Annotated in this window: 20 protein-coding genes and 1 pseudogene; 12 read left to right on the top strand and 9 right to left on the bottom strand. The window is 42.7% G+C overall.

The genetic code is table 11. From position 1 onward, the window contains the following. The first annotated feature begins 196 nt into the window (after positions 1-196). From B1201_RS04240 to B1201_RS04215, 6 genes are all read left to right on the top strand, one after another. Positions 197-2008, top strand: a complete 1812-nt coding sequence (locus B1201_RS04240; RefSeq protein WP_078192474.1) for a DEAD/DEAH box helicase — start codon at positions 197-199, stop codon at positions 2006-2008. A 407-nt stretch (positions 2009-2415) separates the two neighbouring features. Next, entirely contained in the window at positions 2416-3234 is an 819-nt protein-coding gene (locus B1201_RS04235; protein WP_078192847.1) for an ABC transporter ATP-binding protein, read from the top strand. Further along, complete coding sequence (mlaE, locus tag B1201_RS04230) at positions 3231-4010, top strand: lipid asymmetry maintenance ABC transporter permease subunit MlaE (RefSeq protein ID WP_078189301.1); 780 nt, start codon at positions 3231-3233, stop codon at positions 4008-4010. Before B1201_RS04235 ends, mlaE begins: the two co-directional genes overlap by 4 nt. Further along, positions 4010-4690 carry an outer membrane lipid asymmetry maintenance protein MlaD gene (locus B1201_RS04225; RefSeq protein WP_078192473.1) on the top strand — a complete coding sequence of 227 codons (681 nt, stop codon included), beginning with the start codon at positions 4010-4012 and terminating at the stop codon, positions 4688-4690. The genes mlaE and B1201_RS04225 overlap by 1 nt, the downstream gene beginning before the upstream one ends. Positions 4691-4707: 17 nt before the next feature. Then, the gene (locus B1201_RS04220) at positions 4708-5343 is read left to right on the top strand and encodes an MlaC/ttg2D family ABC transporter substrate-binding protein (RefSeq protein ID WP_078189299.1); all 636 of its coding nucleotides are present in this window, start codon (positions 4708-4710) and stop codon (positions 5341-5343) included. A gap of 39 nt (positions 5344-5382) precedes the next feature. Beyond that, on the top strand, positions 5383-5643 hold the full coding sequence (locus B1201_RS04215) for an STAS domain-containing protein (RefSeq protein WP_218956240.1): 261 nt from the start codon (positions 5383-5385) through the stop codon (positions 5641-5643). Between the two features lie 76 nt (positions 5644-5719). Here B1201_RS04215 and B1201_RS04210 read toward each other — a convergent pair whose 3' ends face one another. Beyond that, positions 5720-6733 carry a CorA family divalent cation transporter gene (locus tag B1201_RS04210; protein WP_078189297.1) on the bottom strand — a complete coding sequence of 338 codons (1014 nt, stop codon included), beginning with the start codon at positions 6731-6733 and terminating at the stop codon, positions 5720-5722. Between the two features lie 155 nt (positions 6734-6888). Between B1201_RS04210 and B1201_RS04205 the strand changes: the two genes are divergently transcribed. Further along, positions 6889-7494, top strand: coding sequence for a TIGR00730 family Rossman fold protein (locus tag B1201_RS04205; RefSeq protein ID WP_078192471.1), 606 nt, complete (start codon positions 6889-6891; stop codon positions 7492-7494). Then, positions 7494-7901, top strand: a complete 408-nt coding sequence (locus tag B1201_RS04200) for an NUDIX hydrolase (RefSeq protein ID WP_078192470.1) — start codon at positions 7494-7496, stop codon at positions 7899-7901. Before B1201_RS04205 ends, B1201_RS04200 begins: the two co-directional genes overlap by 1 nt. Before the next feature lie 46 nt (positions 7902-7947). Here B1201_RS04200 and B1201_RS04195 read toward each other — a convergent pair whose 3' ends face one another. Next, on the bottom strand, positions 7948-8580 hold the full coding sequence (locus B1201_RS04195) for a ComF family protein (protein ID WP_078192469.1): 633 nt from the start codon (positions 8578-8580) through the stop codon (positions 7948-7950). A gap of 139 nt (positions 8581-8719) precedes the next feature. Further along, positions 8720-10765 (bottom strand): ATP-dependent DNA helicase RecG, encoded by a 2046-nt coding sequence (recG, locus tag B1201_RS04190; protein ID WP_078192468.1) that lies wholly within the window; start codon positions 10763-10765, stop codon positions 8720-8722. Positions 10766-10824: 59 nt separating this feature from the next. Here recG and B1201_RS04185 point away from each other — a divergent pair, with 59 nt between their 5' ends. Next, positions 10825-11604 carry an NAD-dependent epimerase/dehydratase family protein gene (locus B1201_RS04185; RefSeq protein WP_078192467.1) on the top strand — a complete coding sequence of 260 codons (780 nt, stop codon included), beginning with the start codon at positions 10825-10827 and terminating at the stop codon, positions 11602-11604. 146 nt (positions 11605-11750) lie between these two features. Then, positions 11751-12347, top strand: coding sequence for a methyltransferase domain-containing protein (locus B1201_RS04180; protein ID WP_078192466.1), 597 nt, complete (start codon positions 11751-11753; stop codon positions 12345-12347). Positions 12348-12433: 86 nt separating this feature from the next. Here B1201_RS04180 and plsB read toward each other — a convergent pair whose 3' ends face one another. Beyond that, a complete protein-coding gene (gene plsB / locus B1201_RS04175) occupies positions 12434-15007 on the bottom strand; it encodes a glycerol-3-phosphate 1-O-acyltransferase PlsB (protein ID WP_078192465.1) in 2574 nt (857 codons plus the stop codon). Between the two features lie 287 nt (positions 15008-15294). On the opposite strand from plsB, the gene B1201_RS04170 reads away from it, so the two are divergent. Both B1201_RS04170 and B1201_RS04165 read left to right on the top strand, forming a co-directional pair. Then, positions 15295-16167 (top strand): acyl-CoA thioesterase, encoded by an 873-nt coding sequence (locus tag B1201_RS04170; protein WP_078192464.1) that lies wholly within the window; start codon positions 15295-15297, stop codon positions 16165-16167. 250 nt (positions 16168-16417) lie between these two features. Beyond that, entirely contained in the window at positions 16418-17677 is a 1260-nt protein-coding gene (locus B1201_RS04165; RefSeq protein WP_171263737.1) for a dicarboxylate/amino acid:cation symporter, read from the top strand. Here B1201_RS04165 and B1201_RS04160 read toward each other — a convergent pair. The 5 genes and pseudogenes from B1201_RS04160 to hmpA form a co-directional block, all read right to left on the bottom strand. Continuing rightward, positions 17674-18099, bottom strand: a pseudogene (locus tag B1201_RS04160) (VOC family protein). The gene B1201_RS04165 and the pseudogene B1201_RS04160 overlap by 4 nt on opposite strands. A gap of 223 nt (positions 18100-18322) precedes the next feature. After that, entirely contained in the window at positions 18323-19267 is a 945-nt protein-coding gene (locus B1201_RS04155) for a metal-dependent hydrolase (protein ID WP_078192463.1), read from the bottom strand. Positions 19268-19424: 157 nt separating this feature from the next. Next, entirely contained in the window at positions 19425-20285 is an 861-nt protein-coding gene (yihA, locus tag B1201_RS04150; RefSeq protein ID WP_078192462.1) for a ribosome biogenesis GTP-binding protein YihA/YsxC, read from the bottom strand. A gap of 85 nt (positions 20286-20370) precedes the next feature. Then, positions 20371-20814 (bottom strand): RrF2 family transcriptional regulator, encoded by a 444-nt coding sequence (locus B1201_RS04145; RefSeq protein WP_078192461.1) that lies wholly within the window; start codon positions 20812-20814, stop codon positions 20371-20373. A gap of 86 nt (positions 20815-20900) precedes the next feature. Further along, complete coding sequence (gene hmpA / locus B1201_RS04140) at positions 20901-22109, bottom strand: NO-inducible flavohemoprotein (RefSeq protein WP_078192460.1); 1209 nt, start codon at positions 22107-22109, stop codon at positions 20901-20903. Positions 22110-22186 lie beyond the last annotated feature (77 nt).

Raw genomic sequence — 22186 nt, 5'->3', positions numbered from 1 at the left:
GATATTTCGCGCCCCACCCAATCGCTAAGCGATTCCTTCAGGTTGCGGCTGTAATCATGTGTGCGTTATACACATCGTCGTTCTCGGATCGCCGCTGATTCTATATTTTCAGCGTTTTTTGCTGTGCCGCTTTTTGCCGATGTCCATCTGAATTTATATTTTTAATGGAGCACCCATTTTTGGGGTGAAATACTCTATGAGCAAAACTTTTGCTGATTTTCCTTTACATGAGTCGTTACAACTAGCATTACAAGGTCTAGGTTTTACTACTCCGACTCCAGTGCAAGAACAATCAATTCCAGCTGCATTAGAAGGTAAAGACCTTCTTGTATCAAGCCAAACTGGTTCTGGTAAAACTGCTGCATTCTTACTCCCAACTGTGAATGCTTTGGCTGGTCAAGACACTTTGATGTCTTTCAAAGAGCGCATGAAAGCGGTAACTGCACCGTCTATTCTTGTACTTTGCCCTACACGTGAATTGGCTCAACAGGTTAGCCAAGACGCAATTGCTTTAGTACGTCATATGAAAGGTGTTCGTATTGCTGCAATTATGGGTGGTATGCCTTTCGGTAAACAAATTCAACAGCTTAAAGGTGCACAAGTTGTCGTAGCGACTCCAGGTCGTTTACTTGACTTGGTTAACCGTCGTCAAATTAAACTAGACAACGTTGATGCGTTAATCGTTGACGAAGCTGACCGTATGCTTGACTTAGGTTTCTCTGAAGACCTAGAAGCGATCAGCGACTTGGCTGCTAACCGTAAACAAACATTAATGTTCTCTGCAACATTTGCGCCGCGTATCATTACACTTGCAGAACGCATGATGAATGATCCACAGCGTATTGCGATTGAAACTGGTCACTCTACAAATACTGACATTACTCAGACTCTTCATTGGACTGACGGTTTCGAACACAAGAAAAAACTTTTGACTCACTGGTTATCTGATGAGTCTGTAGATCAAGCAGTTGTATTCGCATCTACCCAAGAAGATACAGATATGTTGGCTGAAGAACTTGCAGAAGCAGGTCACTCAGTTGTCGCTCTTCATGGTGCAATGCCGCAAACTGTACGTAACCGTCGTTTACGTAGCATTCGTGAAGGTCGTGCAAAAATCTTAGTTGCGACTGACGTTGCTGCACGTGGTCTAGACGTACCAACTATTTCTCACGTAATTAACTTCGGTCTTCCAATGAAGAACGAAGACTATGTACACCGTATCGGTCGTACAGGTCGTGCGGGCCGTACTGGTAACGCGATTACTTTAGCGACTTACCGTGAACGCGGTAAAATCCGTGCTTTAGAAGACTTCTTAGACGCACGTTTAAATGTATCCGAAATTGAAGGTCTTGAGCCATCTCCACCTCCTGCACGCGGTAGCCGTGATGGCGGTCGTGGTCGTCGTGATGGCGGTCGCGGTGGTCGTGGTGGTTTCGGTGGCGGTCGTCGTTTTGAAGGTGAATCAAACTTCAAACGTCGTGAAGGCAACCGTGATGGCGAACGTCGTTCATTCGGTGGCGAAGATCGTCCACGTCGCGAATATAACAACGATCGTCCACGTCGTGAAGGTGGTTTTGAAGATCGTCCACGTCGCGAATTTAACAACGATCGTCCACGTCGTGAAGGCGGTTTCGAAGATCGTCCACGTCGCGAATTTAACAACGATCGTCCACGTCGTGAAGGCGGTTTTGAAGATCGTCCACGTCGCGAATTTAACAGCGATCGTCCACGTCGTGAAGGTGGTTTTGATCGTCGTTCTAACGATGACAACCGTGGTAACCGTGTAGATTACAAACCAGCTCGTGAAGGTTATGGCGATCGTCCAAAACGTTCATTTGGTGAAGATCGTCCACGTCGTGAATTCAACGGTGACCGTCCTCAACGTTCATTTGGTGAAGATCGTCCAAAACGTTTCGGCGATGACCGTCCAAAACGTTTCGTTGATGATAAACCGCGTGGCGAACGCACTTTCGGTGAAGACCGTCCACGTCGTAAATTCAATGACTAATTGAATTTCGAAAGAAATATCGAAAAAACCGGTGGAAACACCGGTTTTTTTTATGGATTTAAATTAGCTTTTTAATCAGAAAAATGTATACTTGATCAAACTTTATGTGTTTAATGATAATTAATATGAACGGAAACGCGTTGGCAAATATGCGTACAGTGATGATCGAGGTACTTATGCCTTATATCGGTTTGACACTCTTATTGTGTAATATCGTTTACTATATATACAATTATTTTAACTAAATTCTTCTATTGGGTTGAAAACACCCTCTATAAAATCGCATTAATAATAAAAAACAATTTACCTGATGGAATGCAGGGATATGCGCTCATGCAATGGTAACATTTTAAACTTCAATCCTTTATAGTATGCATGCTGAAAAAAATGCAGGAAAATCCTCAGCTATGAATAATCAAACGTCTTCTCAGACTCAGGCACTGATCGAAGTGAAAAACCTGAGTTTTAAGCGAGGAGAGCGCGTCATTTATGACAATGTCAGTTTAAAAATTCGTCGTGGTCAGATCACTGCAATTATGGGTCCATCTGGTACAGGTAAAACGACTTTACTCCGTTTAATTGGTGGTCAATTGACTCCCGATAATGGAGAGGTGTTGCTTGATGGGCAAAACATTGCACAAATGTCACGTCAGGAGCTCTTCACTGCGCGTGCACGTATGGGGATGTTGTTCCAGAGCGGCGCATTATTTACCGATATGTCGGTATATGAAAACGTAGCCTTTCCAATTCGTGCCCATACCAAGTTGCCAGAGCATTTGATCGCAGAAATTGTTGCGTTGAAATTAGAGTCTGTTGGTTTACGTGGTGCAGAACAAATGATGCCCTCTGAACTTTCAGGTGGTATGAATCGTCGTGTGGCTTTGGCCCGTGCAATTGCACTGGATCCTGAGTTGATCATGTATGACGAACCCTTTGCAGGGCAAGACCCGATTGTGATGGGGGTTTTAACTCGCTTGATTCGTTCGCTACGTGAAGCTTTAGATTTAACCACGATTATTGTCTCGCATGATGTGGCTGAAACATTATCAATTGCAGATTACATCTACGTCGTGGCTGAAGGGAAAGTGCAGGGCGAGGGAACACCTGAGCAGTTAAAAGCACATGCTTCGCCTTTTGTGAAGCAGTTCTTGACGGGTTCGGTAGAAGGTCCGGTCGATTATCAATTCAGTCATCAGCCCTATTTAAATCATGAGGTTCGTTCATGAATGCTATTGCCGCATTAGGTAGACGCGTCATTGAACGTGTTCGAGGAATCGGCGTAGCAACCATTATGTTGCTGCAGATTCTTTTTTCCATGCCGACTTTACTTGGCGTGAAATTGTTTATTTATCAGATGTACCGTGTTGGTGTGCTTTCATTACTGATTATTGTGGTATCTGGCTTATTTATTGGCTCGGTACTGGGTTTGCAAATGTATAGCATTCTGTCGACCTTTGGTAGTGAAGCAATGCTCGGTACCGCCGTTGCACTGACGTTACTGCGTGAACTTGCACCTGTGGTGGCGGCTTTACTCTTTGCAGGTCGTGCAGGCTCTGCTTTGACGGCTGAAATTGGTTTGATGAAAGCCACTGAGCAGTTGTCGAGTATGGAAATGATCGGGGTCGATCCATTAAAACGAGTGATCTCGCCTCGACTTTGGGCCGGTATTTTTAGCTTACCAATGTTGTCGGTGATTTTCGCTGCGGTCGGCATCATGGGCGGTAAATTGGTGGGTGTTGATTTTCTGGGTGCAGATGAAGGCTCTTATTGGAGTGGCATCGAGAACAGTGTGCAATTCTTTAAAGACGTCTTTAATGGCACCATCATCAAAAGTTTTGTTTTTGCATTAATTTGTACTTGGATTGCGGTCTATCAGGGTTATGCCTGTGTCCCAACTTCAGAAGGTATTGCAACGTCGACCACACGTACTGTCGTGTATTCTTCGTTGTGTGTTTTAGGTTCAGATTTCGTGTTGACTGCGGTCATGTTCGGAGGTATTTAATGAAATCACGTACGAGTGAACTGGCCGTCGGTTTTTTTGTCATTCTGTTTGCTATCGCTATTTTCTTCTTGGCGATGCGTGTGAGTGGTTTGGTCGGCAATAACATCGAAGACAGTTATGAATTGACCGCGACATTTGAAAATGTAAACGGGATTAAACCCCGTGCCAAAGTCACCTTAAGTGGTGTCAAAGTTGGTCAAGTGGAATCATTGAAACTCGATCCTGTGACGCGCTTAGTGACAGCACATCTGATTATGGATGGCTCATTAACCTCTTATAACGCAGAACAGTTAAAAGTAGTGCAAAAGAATGCACTCGAAGAACTGCGTTACACATCAGACTATGAAGCAGCAACACCTGCGAAACAAAAAGAAATGGAACAGCAACTGATTGCTAACATGAAATCCATCACCAATATCGATGAAGATGCTTACATTATGGTGGCAACCAATGGTTTATTGGGCGAGAAATATTTGAAAATTGTACCGGGTGGTGGTGTCAACTTCTTAAAACGTGGTGACCAAATTGGTAATACCCAAGGTACGATGGAAATCGAAGATTTGGTGTCTAAATTTGTGACCGGTGGTGCAGGGAACAAATCTGACAACACAGCAGATGCTGAACAAAAAACAGAAGCTGCTGACACAACAACGGCAGACGAACCTGCATTTGTTGAATAATTTTTAGGAGAAATTAAGTGAACACATTGTTAAAACATACGCTTACAGCAAGTATCTTATCAACTATGATGGCAGGTACAGCTTTTGCTGCTCCAAGCGAAGCACCACCTGCATTTGTAAAAAAAGTGGCTGATGGCCTCATTACACGTTTAAAAGCAGACCACGCAAAACTACAAAATAACCCTGCGGCTGTGAAAACGATTGTTCGTCAAAACTTAGACCCGTATATCGATTCACAAGCGTTCACACGTATCGTGATGGGTACTTATGCAACGAATCAATACAGCTCAGCGGCTCAACGTGCGCAGTTTGAACGTAACTTCCGTGCAACACTGATCGAAAACTATGGTTCAGCTTTTGCTAAGTTTAGTAACCAAACATATAGCATGCGTCCTTATAAAGCATCGAACAGTAAGAACCCTGTTGTAACGATTGATTTCCATAACAACGGTGAAAAAATTCCAGTCTCTTTCCAGTTGGCGGATAAAGGTTCACAATGGAAAATCCGTAATATCAACGTTTCGGGTATCGACCTAGGCTTACAATTCCGTAATCAGTTTGCGGCAACTGTAAAACGTAATGGCGGTAACATTGATAAAGCAATTGCGAACTTCAAACCTGATGCTGATGCAGCATTGGACAAGAAAAAATAAGATAGGTGATGTGTGATTAAACTTCATCAACAAGAATTGATGGTTTCAGGCAAAATCGATTACAACAATGCCGAATTGTACTATCAAGACGGCTTGAAATTGATTCAACAACAGCAAGCTTTTCCCTTAGTGGTCAATCTTGTTGAGCTTGAGCATGGCAGTACTTTGGCTTTAGCTGTTTTGGTTCGTTGGTTACGTCAAACGCCAAAAGCGCAAGGTTTACAGTTTAAAGCAGTCCCTGAAAAAATGATGAAGATTATTCAAGCCTGTCATCTTGAGCATGACTTGCAATTGATCTAAAAAAAAGCACCGTAAGGTGCTTTTTTTTATTTTAGCGGGACAAGAAACTCTCGCAAGTCTACGCAATAGGAAAGGATCAAATCCATTTCTTCCAGCGGAAGTACATCAATGGGCCAATAAAGAATGCCACGATGATTAAGCTGACCACGATAAAACTGGTTGTACCATGCGCGAAGGGCAGTACATCGGTGTTCATCCCATAGACGCTAGCTACTAACATCGGTGGCGCAAGCATACTTGGTAAAATCGAGAATCGACGAATCGTATCGTTCTGTTCGGTGTTAATGAACCCAGAAGTGGTATCCAGTAAGAATCGAACCTTTTGGAACAAGAAGGCATCATGCTCAACAAGAGAGCGCACGTCTTCACTGAGTTCTCGGATGTCGGCATCATAAATATGACTGCCCAAGGCGCGAGGACGTGATAGGAAGGTGAGAACACGACGTAAATCGATCAGACACAGCTGAGCTTTCCCGAGCATATCTTCTAAATGCGCAAGTCGGGTAATCATGTCATCTAAGTCTAAAATCATTTCACGATGACGGTTATTCAGCACTTCTGTGGAATACTTTTCTAAATCCTTGTGGATATCTTCCAAGATATCCGCAAGCTCATCGAGTTTGGCTTCTAAAAGGCCCAATAAAATCCAAGTTGGATCTTTATAGTCAATTTCATAGTCATTACGACGCGCGCGGGCACGAAAGGCACGGAAAGCCACCAGCTTTTCACCCCGTAAAGTGAATAAGCGCTCTTTATGCAAAATAAAGGCAACCGTTTGTACGGTAGCTAAGGTGCTGGCATTTTCTTCGGGTTCGCCATCGACCTGAAAATTTTTATTTTTCGTTAAAAAATAGGTGCTGATGTGCAAAATACCGTCGTCATCACGGTAGAATCGTGCACTCGACGAAATATCTTCTAATGATTTTAATGTAGGTAAATTTTGATCATAGGCATCCATAATCCATTGCTGTTCTTCCTGGGATGGGGCAATGAGATCGAGCCAGACTAAATCCTGATGTAAATCGAAGTCACCATTGATGGTGACATCTTCCAGGCTACCGCGCTCTGTGGCGTAAAAGGCTTCAAGCATGTTGTCTTTTCCCCTTACGCAGTAAGTTAAAAATGAATGGGTGTATTTTAGACAAGGATTTGCTGAAAAACACTGTTCTAATGCTTAATTTATGAAAAAATCTGTTTAAAGTTGATTTTTCCAGCATAGCGTTCCTGATCTGATGGTGATTATAAATGAAATCTATCGCAATTTTCTGTGGTTCCGCCCTTGGTAACAATCCTGCCTATTTACAGGTGGCTGAAAAAGTCGGTCGTCATTTGGCGGCACAAGGCATCACACTGGTCTATGGTGGTGGTCGTTCAGGTTTGATGGGGGTTGTGGCAGATAGTGCTTTGCATGCAGGCGGGCAAGTCATTGGGGTGATTCCAAAAGTCCTGGTCGATAAAGAATTGGCACATCCAGATTTAACCGAATTGCATGTGGTAGAAAATATGCAACAACGGAAAACTAAAATGTCTGAACTCTCGGATGGTTTTGTGGCGATTCCAGGTGGAGCAGGGACTTTAGAGGAAATTTTTGAGCAGTGGACGTGGGCTCAATTGGGCATTCATTTAAAGCCATGTGCCTTTCTCAATGTAGATGGTTTTTATGACGATTTATTGAATTTTCTAAAAACAACTGCAGAAAAAGGCTTTACCCATCCGCGTTTTATCGAAGGCTTAATTGCAGAAGATAATATTGAAACGATTGTTGAGCAGTTTCAACATTTCACTGCGCCAGAGCCGAAATGGGGCATGGTTGAACGTACAGCCTTTATCGCCGATTTGGAACAAGATTGATGAAAATTATCACTGTTGCCGCAGCCATTATTTTAAATGAACAGCATGAACTTTTAGTGGTTCGTAAAAAACACACGGCATTCTTTATGCAAGTAGGCGGCAAGTTAGAACCCCATGAAGCTCCTGAAATCACCATGCTACGTGAAATTCAGGAAGAAATTGGCTGCGCTGCGCAGATTGAGCAATTCATTGGTCGTTTTGAAACGGCCGCTGCGAACGAAGCTGATCATCTACTGGTGAGTTATGTCTATCTGGTCCAGTTGCAAGGTGAACCGAAAATTGATGCGGAAATTGCAGCAATGCAATGGGTCAGCTTGGATGATACACAAACAAAACTTGCGCCTTTAACGCGTGAGGTGGTGATTCCTTGGGTGAAGCAGCAGGCGCGATCTCTTGCTGAAAGCTAAACCGCTTTGCTTGCTCAGTTTCTTTATTAGTGGTTGATGTTTGAAACTAAGGCTGTGCCGCAGCAATGCATGCGGCATATACCTGCGTGCAATGTAGCTGATGTAACAGCGTACTTAATGCATGGATTGAACTCCCCGTGGTCACCACATCATCGATGATGAGGACTTTACGGAAACGGCGTTTTTTAGTTGGGTCGATAATAAATTGCTGTTCGATATTTTCTAGGCGTTCTAGCCGACTTAAACCTTTTTGAGCGTGCTGTGCTTGACGAATCACGGGTTGCCAAACAGGGATGCGCAATTGCTTTGCCATCATGTGTGCAACGAGCAGCATTTGGTTGTATCCACGGTCCTTGAGGCGTTCTACTGAAATAGGCATGGGGACGATGGCTTGAGCCCTAGCTAAGCGCAAGCTTAAAAGGCTTTGTGCCAGTAAATTTTGATAGTGCAATTGTTGCTCATACTTATAGCTTTGGATGATGCGATCTATTGGAAAATCATAGTGAAAGGCACAAGAGATGCTGTGTTCATGGCGATTAACCATTTGTTTAAACCAAGGCAGTTGTGCCCAGCAGTCGGTACAAAGCGAATGATGTTGTTGTCGATCGATACCACAGAGCAAGCAAGGGGAAACGCTCTGCATCCCTTTTTGGATGTAGTGTTGGATAGATTGGAGCATGTTTTTATTCTAATCATTCTTTTTTGTGTATTTTGCACAGTTTGTGGTGAAGTGCAATCACGACACCACAGAAACCTGTTCGACAAGCTTATTCGTTAAAGCCAATCTGTATTTTAGGATGATCGAACCATCATCCTAATTATACATAGGCATAACGGGGTGCTTCAGGCAGCCATCGTTTTAAAAGCGCTTGAGCCTGTGCAGGATAGTCGTTCAGGACTTGTTGAGCCACATAGTGTGCCTGATTGAGTAAATGGTCATCTCGCTCTAATTTTGCTACACGAAAGCCCATATCACCCGTTTGTTTAGTGCCGAGGAGTTCGCCGGGACCACGAATTTCCAAATCTTTTTCAGCAATCATAAAGCCATCATTGGTCTCGCGCATGATGCGTAAACGCTCTTGCCCATTTTGCGATAAGGGATTTTTATACAGCAAGGCACAGAAACTGGCTTTGGCACCACGTCCTACACGACCACGTAGCTGATGCAATTGTGAAAGCCCTAAACGCTCTGCATTTTCAATTACCATGATTGAGGCATTCGGCACGTCAACACCAACTTCAATCACTGTGGTTGCAATCAGTAATTGCAATTCATTATTTTTAAATTGCTGCATCACTGCTTGTTTTTCATCGGCCTTCATTTTGCCGTGAACAAGACCAATATTGAGGTCTGGAAAGCGTTCTTTAATTTCATTAAAAGTCGCTTCAGCGGCCTGAGCATCTAAAGTTTCTGATTGTTCAACTAAGGTACAGACCCAATAGGCTTGTTTACCTTCAGCACAATTGCTGGCAATCCGCTGTAGCACTTCTTCACGACGGTCAAGTGGAATAGTGACTGTTTGAATCGGTGTACGACCGGGTGGCAGTTCATCAATGACGGAGGTATCTAAATCGCCATAAGCCGACATGGCCAAGGTACGAGGAATAGGGGTTGCTGTCATCACCAGTTGATGCGGTGTCATGCCATTGAGACCTTTGTTTCGTAGCGCCAAACGCTGATCGACACCAAAACGGTGTTGTTCATCAATAATCACTAAACCCAATTTGGCAAATTGAACATTGTCCTGAAATAAAGCATGCGTGCCGACCACTAAATTGGCTGAACCATCTTGAATACTTTGTTCTGCCGCAGCTCGAGCCTTACCTTTTTGTTTACCGGAAAGCCAAGACACGGTCAGTCCCATAGGCTCAAACCATTTTTTGAAATTTAGATAATGTTGTTCGGCCAAAATTTCTGTCGGTGCCATCATGGCCACTTGCCAACCTTCCTCAAGAGCATGACAGGCTGCAACGCCTGCAACCAAAGTTTTACCTGCACCTACATCGCCTTGTACGAGTCGAAGCATAGGTTTGTTCTTTTTCAGATCGACCGCAATTTCTTTGGACACGCGTTTTTGTGCGCCGGTCATTTCAAATGGCAGAGTACTTAAAAGTTGTTTGGTGAAGTTTTTACTTGTAGAGAATGACGGTGCTTCGATTTGTTGAATATAAGCACGGCGGCTGAGCAAACTGACCTGATGGGCAACCAATTCTTCGAAAATTAAACGTTGCTGTGCAGGATGAGAACCTTGGCTCAGTTGCAACATATTGGCATCGACAGGGGGGTGATGAATATAGTCCAGTGCTTGTTTTAGTGCATAGCCATTGGTGAATTTTTCTGGCAGTAATTCAGGTAAGTCATCACTATATAACTGTAGTGCTTGTTTGACGTATTCACGTAGTTTGGGCTGTGTTAAGCCTTCGGTTGCAGGGTAAATCGCAGTGAGTTGGGTTTGTGGTAAAGGCGTGTGTTCAGTAATCACCTGTAGTTCAGGATGATACATTTCTAAGCCACGAGCACCAACACGGACTTCACCAAAAATCCGTAAACGATTGCCCGGTTTTACCCGATCAGTAATGCCTTTGTAGATATGGTAGAAACGTAAGGTGACTTTGCCACAATCGTCATCCAAAAGGGCGGCCATCGATTTACGCTTTCCGGGTGGAAAGTCGATACTTTTGACTGTACCTTCTAGTAAATAACTGCGACCCACGGTCAATTGGTTCATGGGGATGATCGTGCTACGATCTTCATAGTCGCGTGGCAGATGAAACAAAAGATCATCTGTCGTGAAAATATTTAGTTTTTCAAGTAAAGCAGCGGCGGCATTGCCAACCCCTTGCAATTGATGGACGGCAGCCATGTCCCCTCAACTTCGGTTTATATGATCTAAATGGATCAGTTCTGAGAATAGGTCGTTTGATGCATATTCTATTTATCGGTTATGGTAAAACATCGCAACGTGTTGCTAAACAATTATTTCAGCAAGGTCACCAAATTACCACAGTGAGTCGTAGTGTAAAAGAGGATGATTTTGCAGAACATTTAATCCAAGATGTTCACCAACTGGATTTATCGCAGGTTCAACCGATTGATGCTGTCTATGTTCTTTTGGCTCCTGCACGTCATGCTCAATTCAATGCTGTGGATGCTTATCGATACACTTATGTCGATTCTGTACAGCCGATTGTTCAAGCATTAGCAAGTCATCCAATACAACGTTTAATCGTGGTGTCGTCCACTCGTGTCTATGGTGAACATGCGGGGGAGCGCATTGATGATGACACTGTGCCACGTCCGATCGATGAGCAGGGGATGCTGTTACTCGAAATGGAGCATCGCTACTCACAAGCATTTCCTACCGAATGCGTGATTGTACGTCCATCTGGGATTTATGGCACATCGACAGCGCGAATGCGTAAACTAGCAGAAACGACTAATCGCTATCCCAATATCCATTGGTCCAATCGAATACATATCGAAGATTTGGCAAATTTTCTGTGTCATCTACTCCACGTGGAACATCCTGAAAAATCATATATTTGTACTAATAACCAACCTCAACCTTTACATGAGCGAATCTTGGATTTGCAAAGAGCTATGCATTTACCCGAATTGGTTTTAGAGAGTGAAGTAGAAACAGGTAAAAAGATTTATCCGACGCGGATGATGGAGAGTAGTTTTAGGTTAGCGCACGATTGATTGTGATGTGTAAAATTGGAGTGACGTATAAAATTTCGAGCAGCTTTGTGAGTATTAAAAGAAATTCTATAAATGAATAAGATAGGTTTTTTACAACATCTATTGTTCAAATTTTCGAATGGATCTCAAAGGCTAAGAATTAAATAATGACAAAATCATTTGCTGAACTTACTCAGAATTTACCCCATAGACCGATTTTGGAAAAAGCTTTGAGTTATTTTGAGAATTTACCAAAGATCGCGATTGATTGTGGTTGTGGTGCAGGAAATGAATCATCATTTCTACTCCGTCATCATTTTAAAGTATATGCATTTGATCCGTCTGTTGACGCTAAAAATATCTGTCTAAGTAAATTTAAAGACAATAAGAATTTTTTATTTTCTAATCAGGCCTTTGAAGACTATAGCTTTCCTAAAGCTAGTTTAATTATTGCTTTATTCAGTTTATTTTTTTGTTCTACGGATTCGCTTGAAAGTGTTTTAAAGAAAATGCAGGAATCCTTAAGTGAGCAAGGCATCTTACTCATACAACTGTTAGGGAAAGATGATGATTGGGTAAATAATTTTTCTGAAAAATTTATAGGTTTTGAACAGGAAGAGCTTAAACAATTGTTTGATGCGGACTTTGATATTATTTATATCGATGAATTTAAAGGCAATAAACCGCTAGCCAATGGAACTCCAAAATTTTGGAATGTACATACCTTAATTTTAAAAAAGAAAATATTAAATACTTTTGTATAGTCCAAAAAAAAGAGACAAGCTTTTTACAACTTGTCCCTGATTTTGCTCATCTTCTTCCGCTTTTATTGCGAAAAAATCAGAACGGTTTATTTCTTCTTACGTTTCAAGCGTTTTTTGGCTTGTTCCGCAGCCACTTTATCCAGTGCTTCTTTTAACTCTTCATCACTAAAGGTTGTAATGTGCTGCAACATTTGCAGGGTCACATCATCCAAAACGAGGTTGGCATATTGCGCAACATTTTGGAAATTTTCATCAAACACAATGGCGTTGTTTTCATTGGTGCTGATATAACCTTGTTGTGTTAAGACTTTAATAAAGCTTTGGAACAAGGCCTTATCAAAGAACTCTGGCGAGTTAAATTCATACAACACAGATAGACGTTGACCAACCAAGTGACTGAGTTCTTCAACCTGACGTGTCGAGATATTGCCTGAACCACGTTGTGTGATTAAAGCCAAAGTCATGTAGTAACGCTCTAGACTTTGCATCACAGGTGCAGCCAAGACCACTAACTGATTGTGCTGCTCTGAGTTAGGCGCAGGGGAGATCAGGTTGCCTTCTGCATCTTCAGAAATTAGCTTGGCTTTGATCAGTACTTCTGCATACGCACAGATCTGATCTTTAATCTCTTCATCATTCCACTTGAGGAATAACTCAGCTTTTAAGAACGGATACAGTGTACGAATGACATTAATCAAATCACCACGGCGAATAGAACCATTATGTTCAACCAAAGCGGCAATGAGTGATGGCAAAATAAATGCGTGCAGGATGTTGTTACGGAAGTAGGTTAACAGCACCGCTTGATTATCAGCAATGGCAATAATATCGCCAAGGACATGATTAACACGTTTGATCAGCTTGAGTTTTAAACCATAAGCAATGATTTCTTTACCTGACAGCGGTGTCACTTGCATGCGCTCATCGTAAGGTAAGGCAGTTAAAAGATCGCGATAGGTATCTAACTGCTTAATGCAAATCTCTTCATCTAAAGTATGTTTAGATGTTGCCAATAAAATCAGTGAAAGCAATGAAACTGGGTTCACCACTGCTGCACGGTTAATATTTTCTAAAATCACGTGTGCAGAACTGTTAATGGCATCCGAAACTTCTGGCGGAATTGGATCGTCATTCTTCTCGATTTTGATGTTGCTTGCATTGTGCTGTTTCAGCATATCATCAAGGAAAACTGGCTCACCAAAGTTCAAATGAACTTTACCGAAAATACGTTCGATCTTACGCAGAGTTTTCATAATCCCAATGATCGATTCGCCTTCTTTCGGCTTACCATTCATTTCGCCAACGTAGGTCGCACCTTCCATTAAACGCTCATAACCAATATAGGTCGGTAAGAACACGATTGGTTTGGCTGGATTGCGTAAATGACCATGGACAGTCATGGCGAGCATGCCGGTCTTCGGTGGTAATAAACGACCAGTACGTGAACGCCCCCCTTCGATAAAGTATTCAAGTGGTGTATTACGCGCCAAAATACTATAGAGGTATTCTTTAAATACGGTGGTGTAGAGACCATTGCCACGGAATGAACGACGAATAAAGAACGCACCGCCACCACGTAAAATTTGCCCGACAAATGGCATGTTTAAGTTATCGCCCGCAGCAATGTACGGCACCATCAAGCCACGTTTATAGATCACATATGACAATAATAAATAGTCGATATGACTACGATGACATGGGGTGTAAATGATCTCGTAGTCTTTGGCTAGTTCACGAACGGTACTGAAGTTATGCACTTCGACGCCATCATAAAGCTGTGTCCACAGACGAGTCAGGGCTAAGTCAGCAAAACGTACTGTTGATGCAGAATAGTCAGAAACGATTTCATTTAAATAACCAATCGCACGACGTTCAGCTTCAACCATGCTGATTTTACTGCGAATGCTTTCACGACGAATCGCATCTTGCACATCCGTAGATTTGATCAGGCCATGCATTACATTACGACGGTCGGATAAATCCGGACCCAAAACCACTTCACGCTGCGCATCTAAATAATCATTCAGTGTGCTAACAATATAAGTCGCAGGTGACAAGTTTGGATGTGTAGTTTTGGCATATTCAACCAAACGACGCAAAGACTGTGGCTCATGGAATTCGAGGTACGATTGACGACCGTGCAAACCAATATTGACCAGCTGCTTCACTTTGCTTGGTGTAGACCATGTATCGGTAAATAATAATTTAAACCAAGAATCTTCTTTATCGGGTTCACGGCCCCACAGCACGGTTACAGGAACGAGCTCAACATCCGCATCAGGATTTTTTTCCAAAACCTCAATTAAACGTAATAAACGAGGTGGAAAGGCATGTGGCGGTGGATTGAGTAAGTTGTCTTCATCATGATGTTGTAAAAACACCACAGAGGCTTTTTCTGTTTGCGTACCCACAGTCATTGGGTCGAGTGCAGGGTGTAGCTTTAAACGACGGGTTTCACCATCGACAATTAAAGCATTACTCCGTGAATGATTTTGCAGAACGTAGCAGGTAATTTTCGTTGTCTGTACGCCGGTATCTGTATCGGTTTCAGTCACTACAGGTTCTACAGGGACTTCACCTAAAACATGCGGTGTTACCACAAGGTCAAGCAGTTTACTCGAAAGCTTTCGATACATCTGACCAAAGCCGCTCTTGGACATACAAACTCCTACTTTTCATGACCAAACCACAGAGATTCTGAGGGGAATCTATTCTGCGTAATTGTACTTAAAAACTGTATGTCATTTTCTGACAAATTGCATAGATATTGTAAGATTTTATCGTTAAAAAACGTATTTTTAGCAGTTATATTGCATCAGCAAGGTGACAGATCAGTCAGCGAATCTTTAGGGTTTTAGTCTGGATTTATGGCAAAATGGAAAATATATTTAAACATCTGTTGATGTTGCCTGCATTAGCTTAATCCCGAATGATAGATAGGTTTGTTATGAATGCCTTAACACAAGAGTTGGTTGATTTACTCAGTCTTGAAAAATTAGAAGAAAATATTTTTCGTGGGCAAAGCCGAAATTTGGTCGGGAAACGTGTCTTTGGCGGACAGGTTTTAGGTCAGGCGCTACGTGCGGCATCTTATACGACAGATCGACCTGCTCATTCTTTACATGCCTATTTCTTATTTGGCGGTGATATCAATGCACCAATCGTTTATGAAGTGGATCGTATTCGCGATGGACGCAGTTTTGTGAGTCGTCAGGTTCGTGCGATTCAACATGGTAAAACCATTTTTATGTGTATGGTGTCATTTGCAGAGCAAGAAGAAGGGTTGAACTACCAAGTTGCAGAGCCAGAATATCCAGCCGTCGAAGATTTAAAATCTGAAGCTGAGCTAAAACGAATGATGGTGGAGTTTGTCCCTGAAAACGTCCGTGCGTCTTTTATGCGCGACCGTCACGTAGAAATTCGCCCGATTGATCCACAAAACCCGTACCAACCGCAGCCTGCTGCGCCATCGTATGCACACTATATTCGTACCCATGATACGATTGCTGCCGATATTGATGACATCTCTTTACATCAGGCTATTGCGGCATTCTATTCAGACTTTACGCTGATGACGACTGCACTACGTCCACATGGTTTAAGTTATTTATCACCAAGTTTGCAGTGTGCGAGTATTGACCATGCCATGTATTTCCATAAGCCATTCCGTGTGGATGAGTGGATGCTTTATGACATGGATGCCACCGTCAGTGCTAGTTCACGTGGTCTAAATTTCGGTCGCATGTGGCAAAACGGTGAGTTGGTCTGTAGTACGACACAAGAAGGCTTGATCCGTTTACGCGAAATTGAAACCCAATAAGTTTTGAGCACTATGTGTTAAGTCGTAAAAGCTGAATACTGGAAAAAACCGAATCTTCTGATTCGGTTTTTTTATGTCCGTCAATTTTGGGTTATGCAACTACTCACGGAATCGAGTTATTTAAATAGGGTGCAGTACAAGTTGAATGGAGCTGAATTCGTGCTTTGCAGAAATGCAGTAGTACATGTGACAAAAAATTCCTCGATTCACAGAGGGTCACATGGCATAGTGCCTGAATAAAGGATGATAAATGCAAGGCACAATGAGCTTAAATACGCAGATTTTGATTGCCGCAATATTGGGTGTGGCATTTGGCTTTTTATTAATTCAGTTTTCAGAGACGCAGTTTTTATCCGCCAGCCTGTATGGCTTGGGGATTGCCAGTAGTATTTTTATTGGCTTGTTGAAAATGATCTTGGTTCCGCTGATCTTTAGTTCGATCGTGGTGGGGGTATCGAATTTACAGGCAGGTGGTCAGCTGAGTCGTACGTGGAAAATTACCTTAGCGTGCTGTGTCACGACCACAACTTTGGCACTGATCTTAGGTCTAGCATGTGCGCATATTTTTAAAGTTGGGCAGGGCGTGGACATCGTCATGTTCCAAGATGCAATGCAACAGCATCAGAGTCCTGACACCCTCACAGCAGGTTCATTCTTTACCAATTTTATTCAAAATACACTGATCAATCCGTTTAAAGCCTTTAGTGATGGCAATGTACTCGCTGTCGTGGTGTTTTCACTATTTCTCGGTGTGGCCTTGGTCAAAGGCGGTGAAAAGTTCCGAAGCGTGAGAAAGCTCAGTCAGCAATTTTTTGACATCATGATGATGATCATCGGTTGGGTGATGAAGCTTGCACCGATTGGTATTTTTGCATTATTGGCTAAATTGATTGCTACAGAAGATATTTCGGTGTTGAGTCGCCTCGCGGAGTTTGCTGCAGTGGTCACTGGGACGACGATTTTCCATGGGGCAGTGGTGTTGCCTCTGTTGCTATGGATTTTTGGGAAAATGAGTCCACTGACATTTTTTAGAGGAACACGAGCTGCCTTAATCACTGCTTTTGCAACCAGTTCAAGTTCAGCAACGATGCCACTGTCGATGAAATGTGCGCAGGAAAATTTAGGTGTACGTCCTCAAACGGCAGGTTTTGTGATTCCATTGGGCACGCAGTTGAATATGGATGGTACAGCGCTGTATGAAGCTGCTGCTGCGTTATTTATTGCCAACTTGATGGGCTTAGATTTAACCTTGGGTCAGCAGTTAATTGTCTGTGCAACCGCCATGATTGCGTCACTCGGCGCACCGGGCATTCCAAGTGCTGGAATGGTGACGATGATTATGGTTTTACAATCGGTTGGGCTTCCTGCAGAAGCCATTGCGATATTGCTGCCGATCGATCGTCTATTGGATACGGTACGGACTGTGGTGAACGTACAGGGCGATATGATGATTAGTGTGGTGGTTGATCGTCATACGCGAGATGTAGATGAACCAGCGTTGTTGAATTAAGCAGATAAAGAGCTAAAATGTGGGGTGTAGACGATCTCCCACAGATGCCCGTCTAAGTCTTGAAAATAGCCTGCATAACCACCGTAAAACGTGGGCTGTGCGGGCTTAATAGTTTTTGCACCTGCGCGTTGGGCTTGTTGCATGATTTGATCGACGGCTGCGGGACTGTTGACGTTATGTCCCAGAGACATTTAAGTTGGACAAAACGCTGAAGTGCTGATTCCTGTGTCATGACTAAGGCTATCTTGCGGCCAGAGTGTAAGCTTTAAACCGTGTTGTAAATAAAAAAATGCCACAGCGCTATGTTCAAATTCAGTCCCAATAATCCCCGCGCTATTAAGACCTAAACCCTCCTGATAAAACGCGAATGCAGCATGTAAATCTTTCACGGCCAGTGTAATGACGGAGATGTGAGCGTGCATGGAGATGCTCCTGAATGGCTTATTTTTATTTTAGGATGAGGCTGAGTATAAATGCATTTTAAAGAGAATAGGGAACTCGGAAGAACTGTACTTTAAACCTCGAACTTATGACGACCCTATTCATCTTAAGTTTGTTGATTGCTCAATAAAACATTGAGCGTAATGGATGTGAGCACAAAAAAAAGCAGGGCGAACCCTGCTTAATACAGATTTTAAATGGTGTTTATGCAACTTTCAGTGCGGCACGTTTTGCAGCAGGAGAGTTGTCGAGGTATGCAATCGCATCTTCCGTTTTTGCTTCATGCACAGGATCGTACCAAGGCATTAAATACCCCAATTGCTGCGACACTAACCAAAGTGGATGTGGCAATAAGCGATTGTCTTTTTGCGCGATACGCGCCCATTCACGCCAAATCCACGGTTTATATACGGCAGGTTTAATCGATGCATAGCGCGAGTCTTGCTGCATGATATGTGCTGCACCATCGACCCATAGACCAAGTACGGCTGCAATCACGATCACACTTTGATAATAGCGAGAAATATAGCCCCCACCGAGATGACGATACAAATCAAAAGCCACGGTACGATGTTCTATTTCCTCTGCACCATGCCATTTTACTAGATCGAGCATATTCGGATCAGCGCCTAGTCGTTCCCACTCTTTGTTGTATAAAGCATATTTGCCTAGTACACAGGTCATGTGTTCAACAGTTGCAATCACCCCTAAACGAAAGAGATCCCATTGATGATCCAAAGCTTTAGATACGTTGAGCCCTAGAGGTTGGTCCGCAAGCAGTTTGCCAAAGAGAAAGTCCATGATTTCGAGATTGCGTTGAATACTGATATTGCGCTGAGACAGATATTCTTTATTGGCAGAGTTATGCGCCTGAGCATGCATAGCTTCTTGGCGGATAAATGCTTTAACGTCCTCTGCTAATTTTTCATCTCTAATTTGTGGCAATACTTTGTTATACAGACGGCAAAACCAAAATTCACCTGCCGGTAAGATCATATTAATCTCATTAATAAAATAGCTGACAAAAGGTTGGTTGGGTACCCAGTCAACTTGAGTATCTAGCCACTCAAATTTCACTTTACGTGGCTTAATTTTATATTCGATTGATGATCCAAGTTTTGTGTTTCTCAAGCGGGAGAGTAATTTCATGACCTATCCTTGTTTTTATGTGATCGAGTACACATCTGATGTATTCAGTATCCAAAAAAAATCCTGCATTGTGATTAGCAATACAGGACATTTCATTATCTTCAGATGATACTTTTTGTCAGACAATCATCCTTGCGCTGACTTTAAAAATACTGGATTAGTGGTCTGAATTTTTGCCTTCAGCTTGGGGTAAATCTTCAGATGTGGTATCGAAGTCATCGAATGCTTCCGCATCTGCATCGATATCAATATCATCTTCCGATGCTTCAGGGATGCTATCAAGATCAAACTCTGTTGATTGTTCTAAGGTGAAGTTAAGACGACCCGCCATGACACTCGCTAACTCTTCTAAACCTTGCTTATTCAATGAAGAGAACGATTGGATAGAGAAGTTCAGCTTCATTTTTTTCAATGCTGCTTTCACTTCTTGTAGTGCTTTAGAGGCTGGGCCACGGTTTAGTTTATCTGATTTGGTGAGCAGTACATGTACGAACAATTTACGTGAATGTGCCCATTCCAACATCATGACGTCAAAGTGTTGTAGTGGATGACGGATATCCATCAACAGCACAAGACCTTGTAAACTTTCACGGTGTATCAGATAGTTTTCTAATTCTTTTTGCCACACGATTTTCATCGCTTCAGGTACAGCGGCATAGCCATAACCCGGTAAGTCGACCAATCGCTGATCAGGATTTCCTAGACTGAAAAAGTTGATCATTTGGGTACGACCCGGTTTTTTCGACGCACGTGCCAATTGTTTTTGGTTGGTGAGCGCATTAATGGCACTTGACTTACCCGCATTAGAGCGGCCAGCAAAGGCAATTTCATAGCCGGTATCTTCAACGCAGAGGTTGAGTTTAGGCGCACTCATTAAGAACTCAGCTTTGCGTAGCCAGTTGAGCGAGCGCACAGCATATTCAGTAATCGCAGAGTCTACTTTTTTCTCGTAAGTAATCTTTTGCTTCGGCGCATTGGCCGCTTTACTGTTTCGTGATTTTCCTCTGTGCTGATGCATAACCCAACTTCAATAACTGATTTAACAACACGCATTATAAAGGAAGTCGGGCAGGCAAGCGAATTTTGTCGCAGGCAAAGTGAAATTAGAGATTGATCATTTGAATCGGAGATTGTGTTGTAAATTTAGATGCGCTGCTTGGTTGCAAGACATCGGCAAGTTTGTACTGATCGAGACTTTGATAAAACTGTTCTAAAGCTTGGTCTAAAATGCTTTTTAAACCACACTGACTGCGCAGTACGCAGGGTGGGTCATTGCATTCAACAATCTGGTGATTACCTTGCAAAATCCGTACGATTTGACCGAGCTGAGCCTCAAGTGCTTCAGGGTTAAGGCGGATGCCGCCACCTTTGCCGCGGCTGGTGATTAACCAGTTTTGCTTTGCCATAAAATGCACAATTTTCACCAAGTGATTACGCGAAACGTGCAGGTCTTCTGCAATTTCAGCAATGTTATAAGGCACATCACGAGGACGTGCGATATAGAGCAAAATGCGTAATGCATAATCGGTGAATTTATTGAGTTGCATGATAATACTGTGAGTCTGAGAGAAATAAATAAGGGCTAGTCTAGCATAACTAAACTAACCCTTTGTATTTCAGGTGAATAGCTTAGTTAGTGTTTTACACCACCAGTGCCGAAAGCTTCGCTGTGAATATTGCTAGCAGGAATACCACGAGCAATTAAAGCTTTCTGTTGTTCAGCCATAAATGGCATTGGACCGCAAAGGTAATAATCCGCATTGATCGGTAACAGTGCAGTATCCATGCTGCCTAAGTCTAGACGACCAGCAGCATCATAATCTTCACCTAATTTATCATTAGCATGAGGGAACTCATACGCTGTAAAAGTGCTAAGACGTGGGTATTTTGCTTCCAAATCCTGAATGTGTTTATGCATTGCATGCACTTGTTTGCTACGGCAGGCATGGATAAAGGTTACAGGTTGTGGCATGTCTAAAGTCACCAACTGATTCAGCATCGCAATCATTGGTGTTAGACCTACACCACCACTGATAAAGACATTGCGTTTTTGTGAATCAATCAGGAAGAAATTACCTGTTGGTGCAGACACTTCGATTTCTGAACCGATCTCCAAGCCATGCAGTGTATTTGATACCCAACCTGGAACCAAATCACCTTTCTGATCTTCACGTTTTACAGAGATACGTAAGTAGTTGTCTTGTGGGCTGGTAGACAGTGTATATTGACGTGGTTGTTTTAGACCCAGCTCATCGACCAATACACGTACAGAGATGTACTGACCTGCTTCATATTTTGGTAAATCACCACCATCAGAAGGCTCAAGGTAGAATGAGGTGATTTCATCACTTTCAGCCACTTTTTTCGCGATTTTGAAATTACGCCAACCTAACCAACTGCCTTTAGTTTGCTGATGTTGCTCATAAATCGCTTTTTCAGTGCTGATAAACAAGTCTGCCAATTGTCCATATGCTGCTGCCCAAGCTGCAATCAGTGGATCTTCCATTGAAATGCTTAATACTTCACTGATCGAGTGCAGCAAATTTTCGCCGACAATATTATAGTCTGGAGCTTGAATGTTAAGACTCACATGTTTATGCGCAATTAATTCTACAACTGGTAAAAGTACAGATGGGTCCTCAATATTTTCAGCATAAGCCAATACAGCACCCGCCAAAGCTTGTGCCTGAGCACCGCTGCGCTGATGTCCCATGTTAAAGGTTTCTTTGAGGTCAGGGTTATTGCCCAACATACGATTATAGAAGTAACCAGTCAGCGCGACACCATTTTCACGTAGAACAGGAACAGTAGCTTTTACTAGGTCAATTTGCTGCGGAGTCATAGCTGATCTCTCATGGCTGTTATTTATAAGATGTATTTAAAATACATTTTTAAATACATCCGCGCAATACATGTTTT

This window comes from Acinetobacter sp. ANC 5600 (genome assembly GCF_002018395.1).
GTDB classification, from domain to species: domain Bacteria; phylum Pseudomonadota; class Gammaproteobacteria; order Pseudomonadales; family Moraxellaceae; genus Acinetobacter; species Acinetobacter amyesii.
The sequence above is the reverse complement of the archived record's forward strand: the minus strand, read 5'-3'. Positions and strand labels throughout refer to the sequence as shown.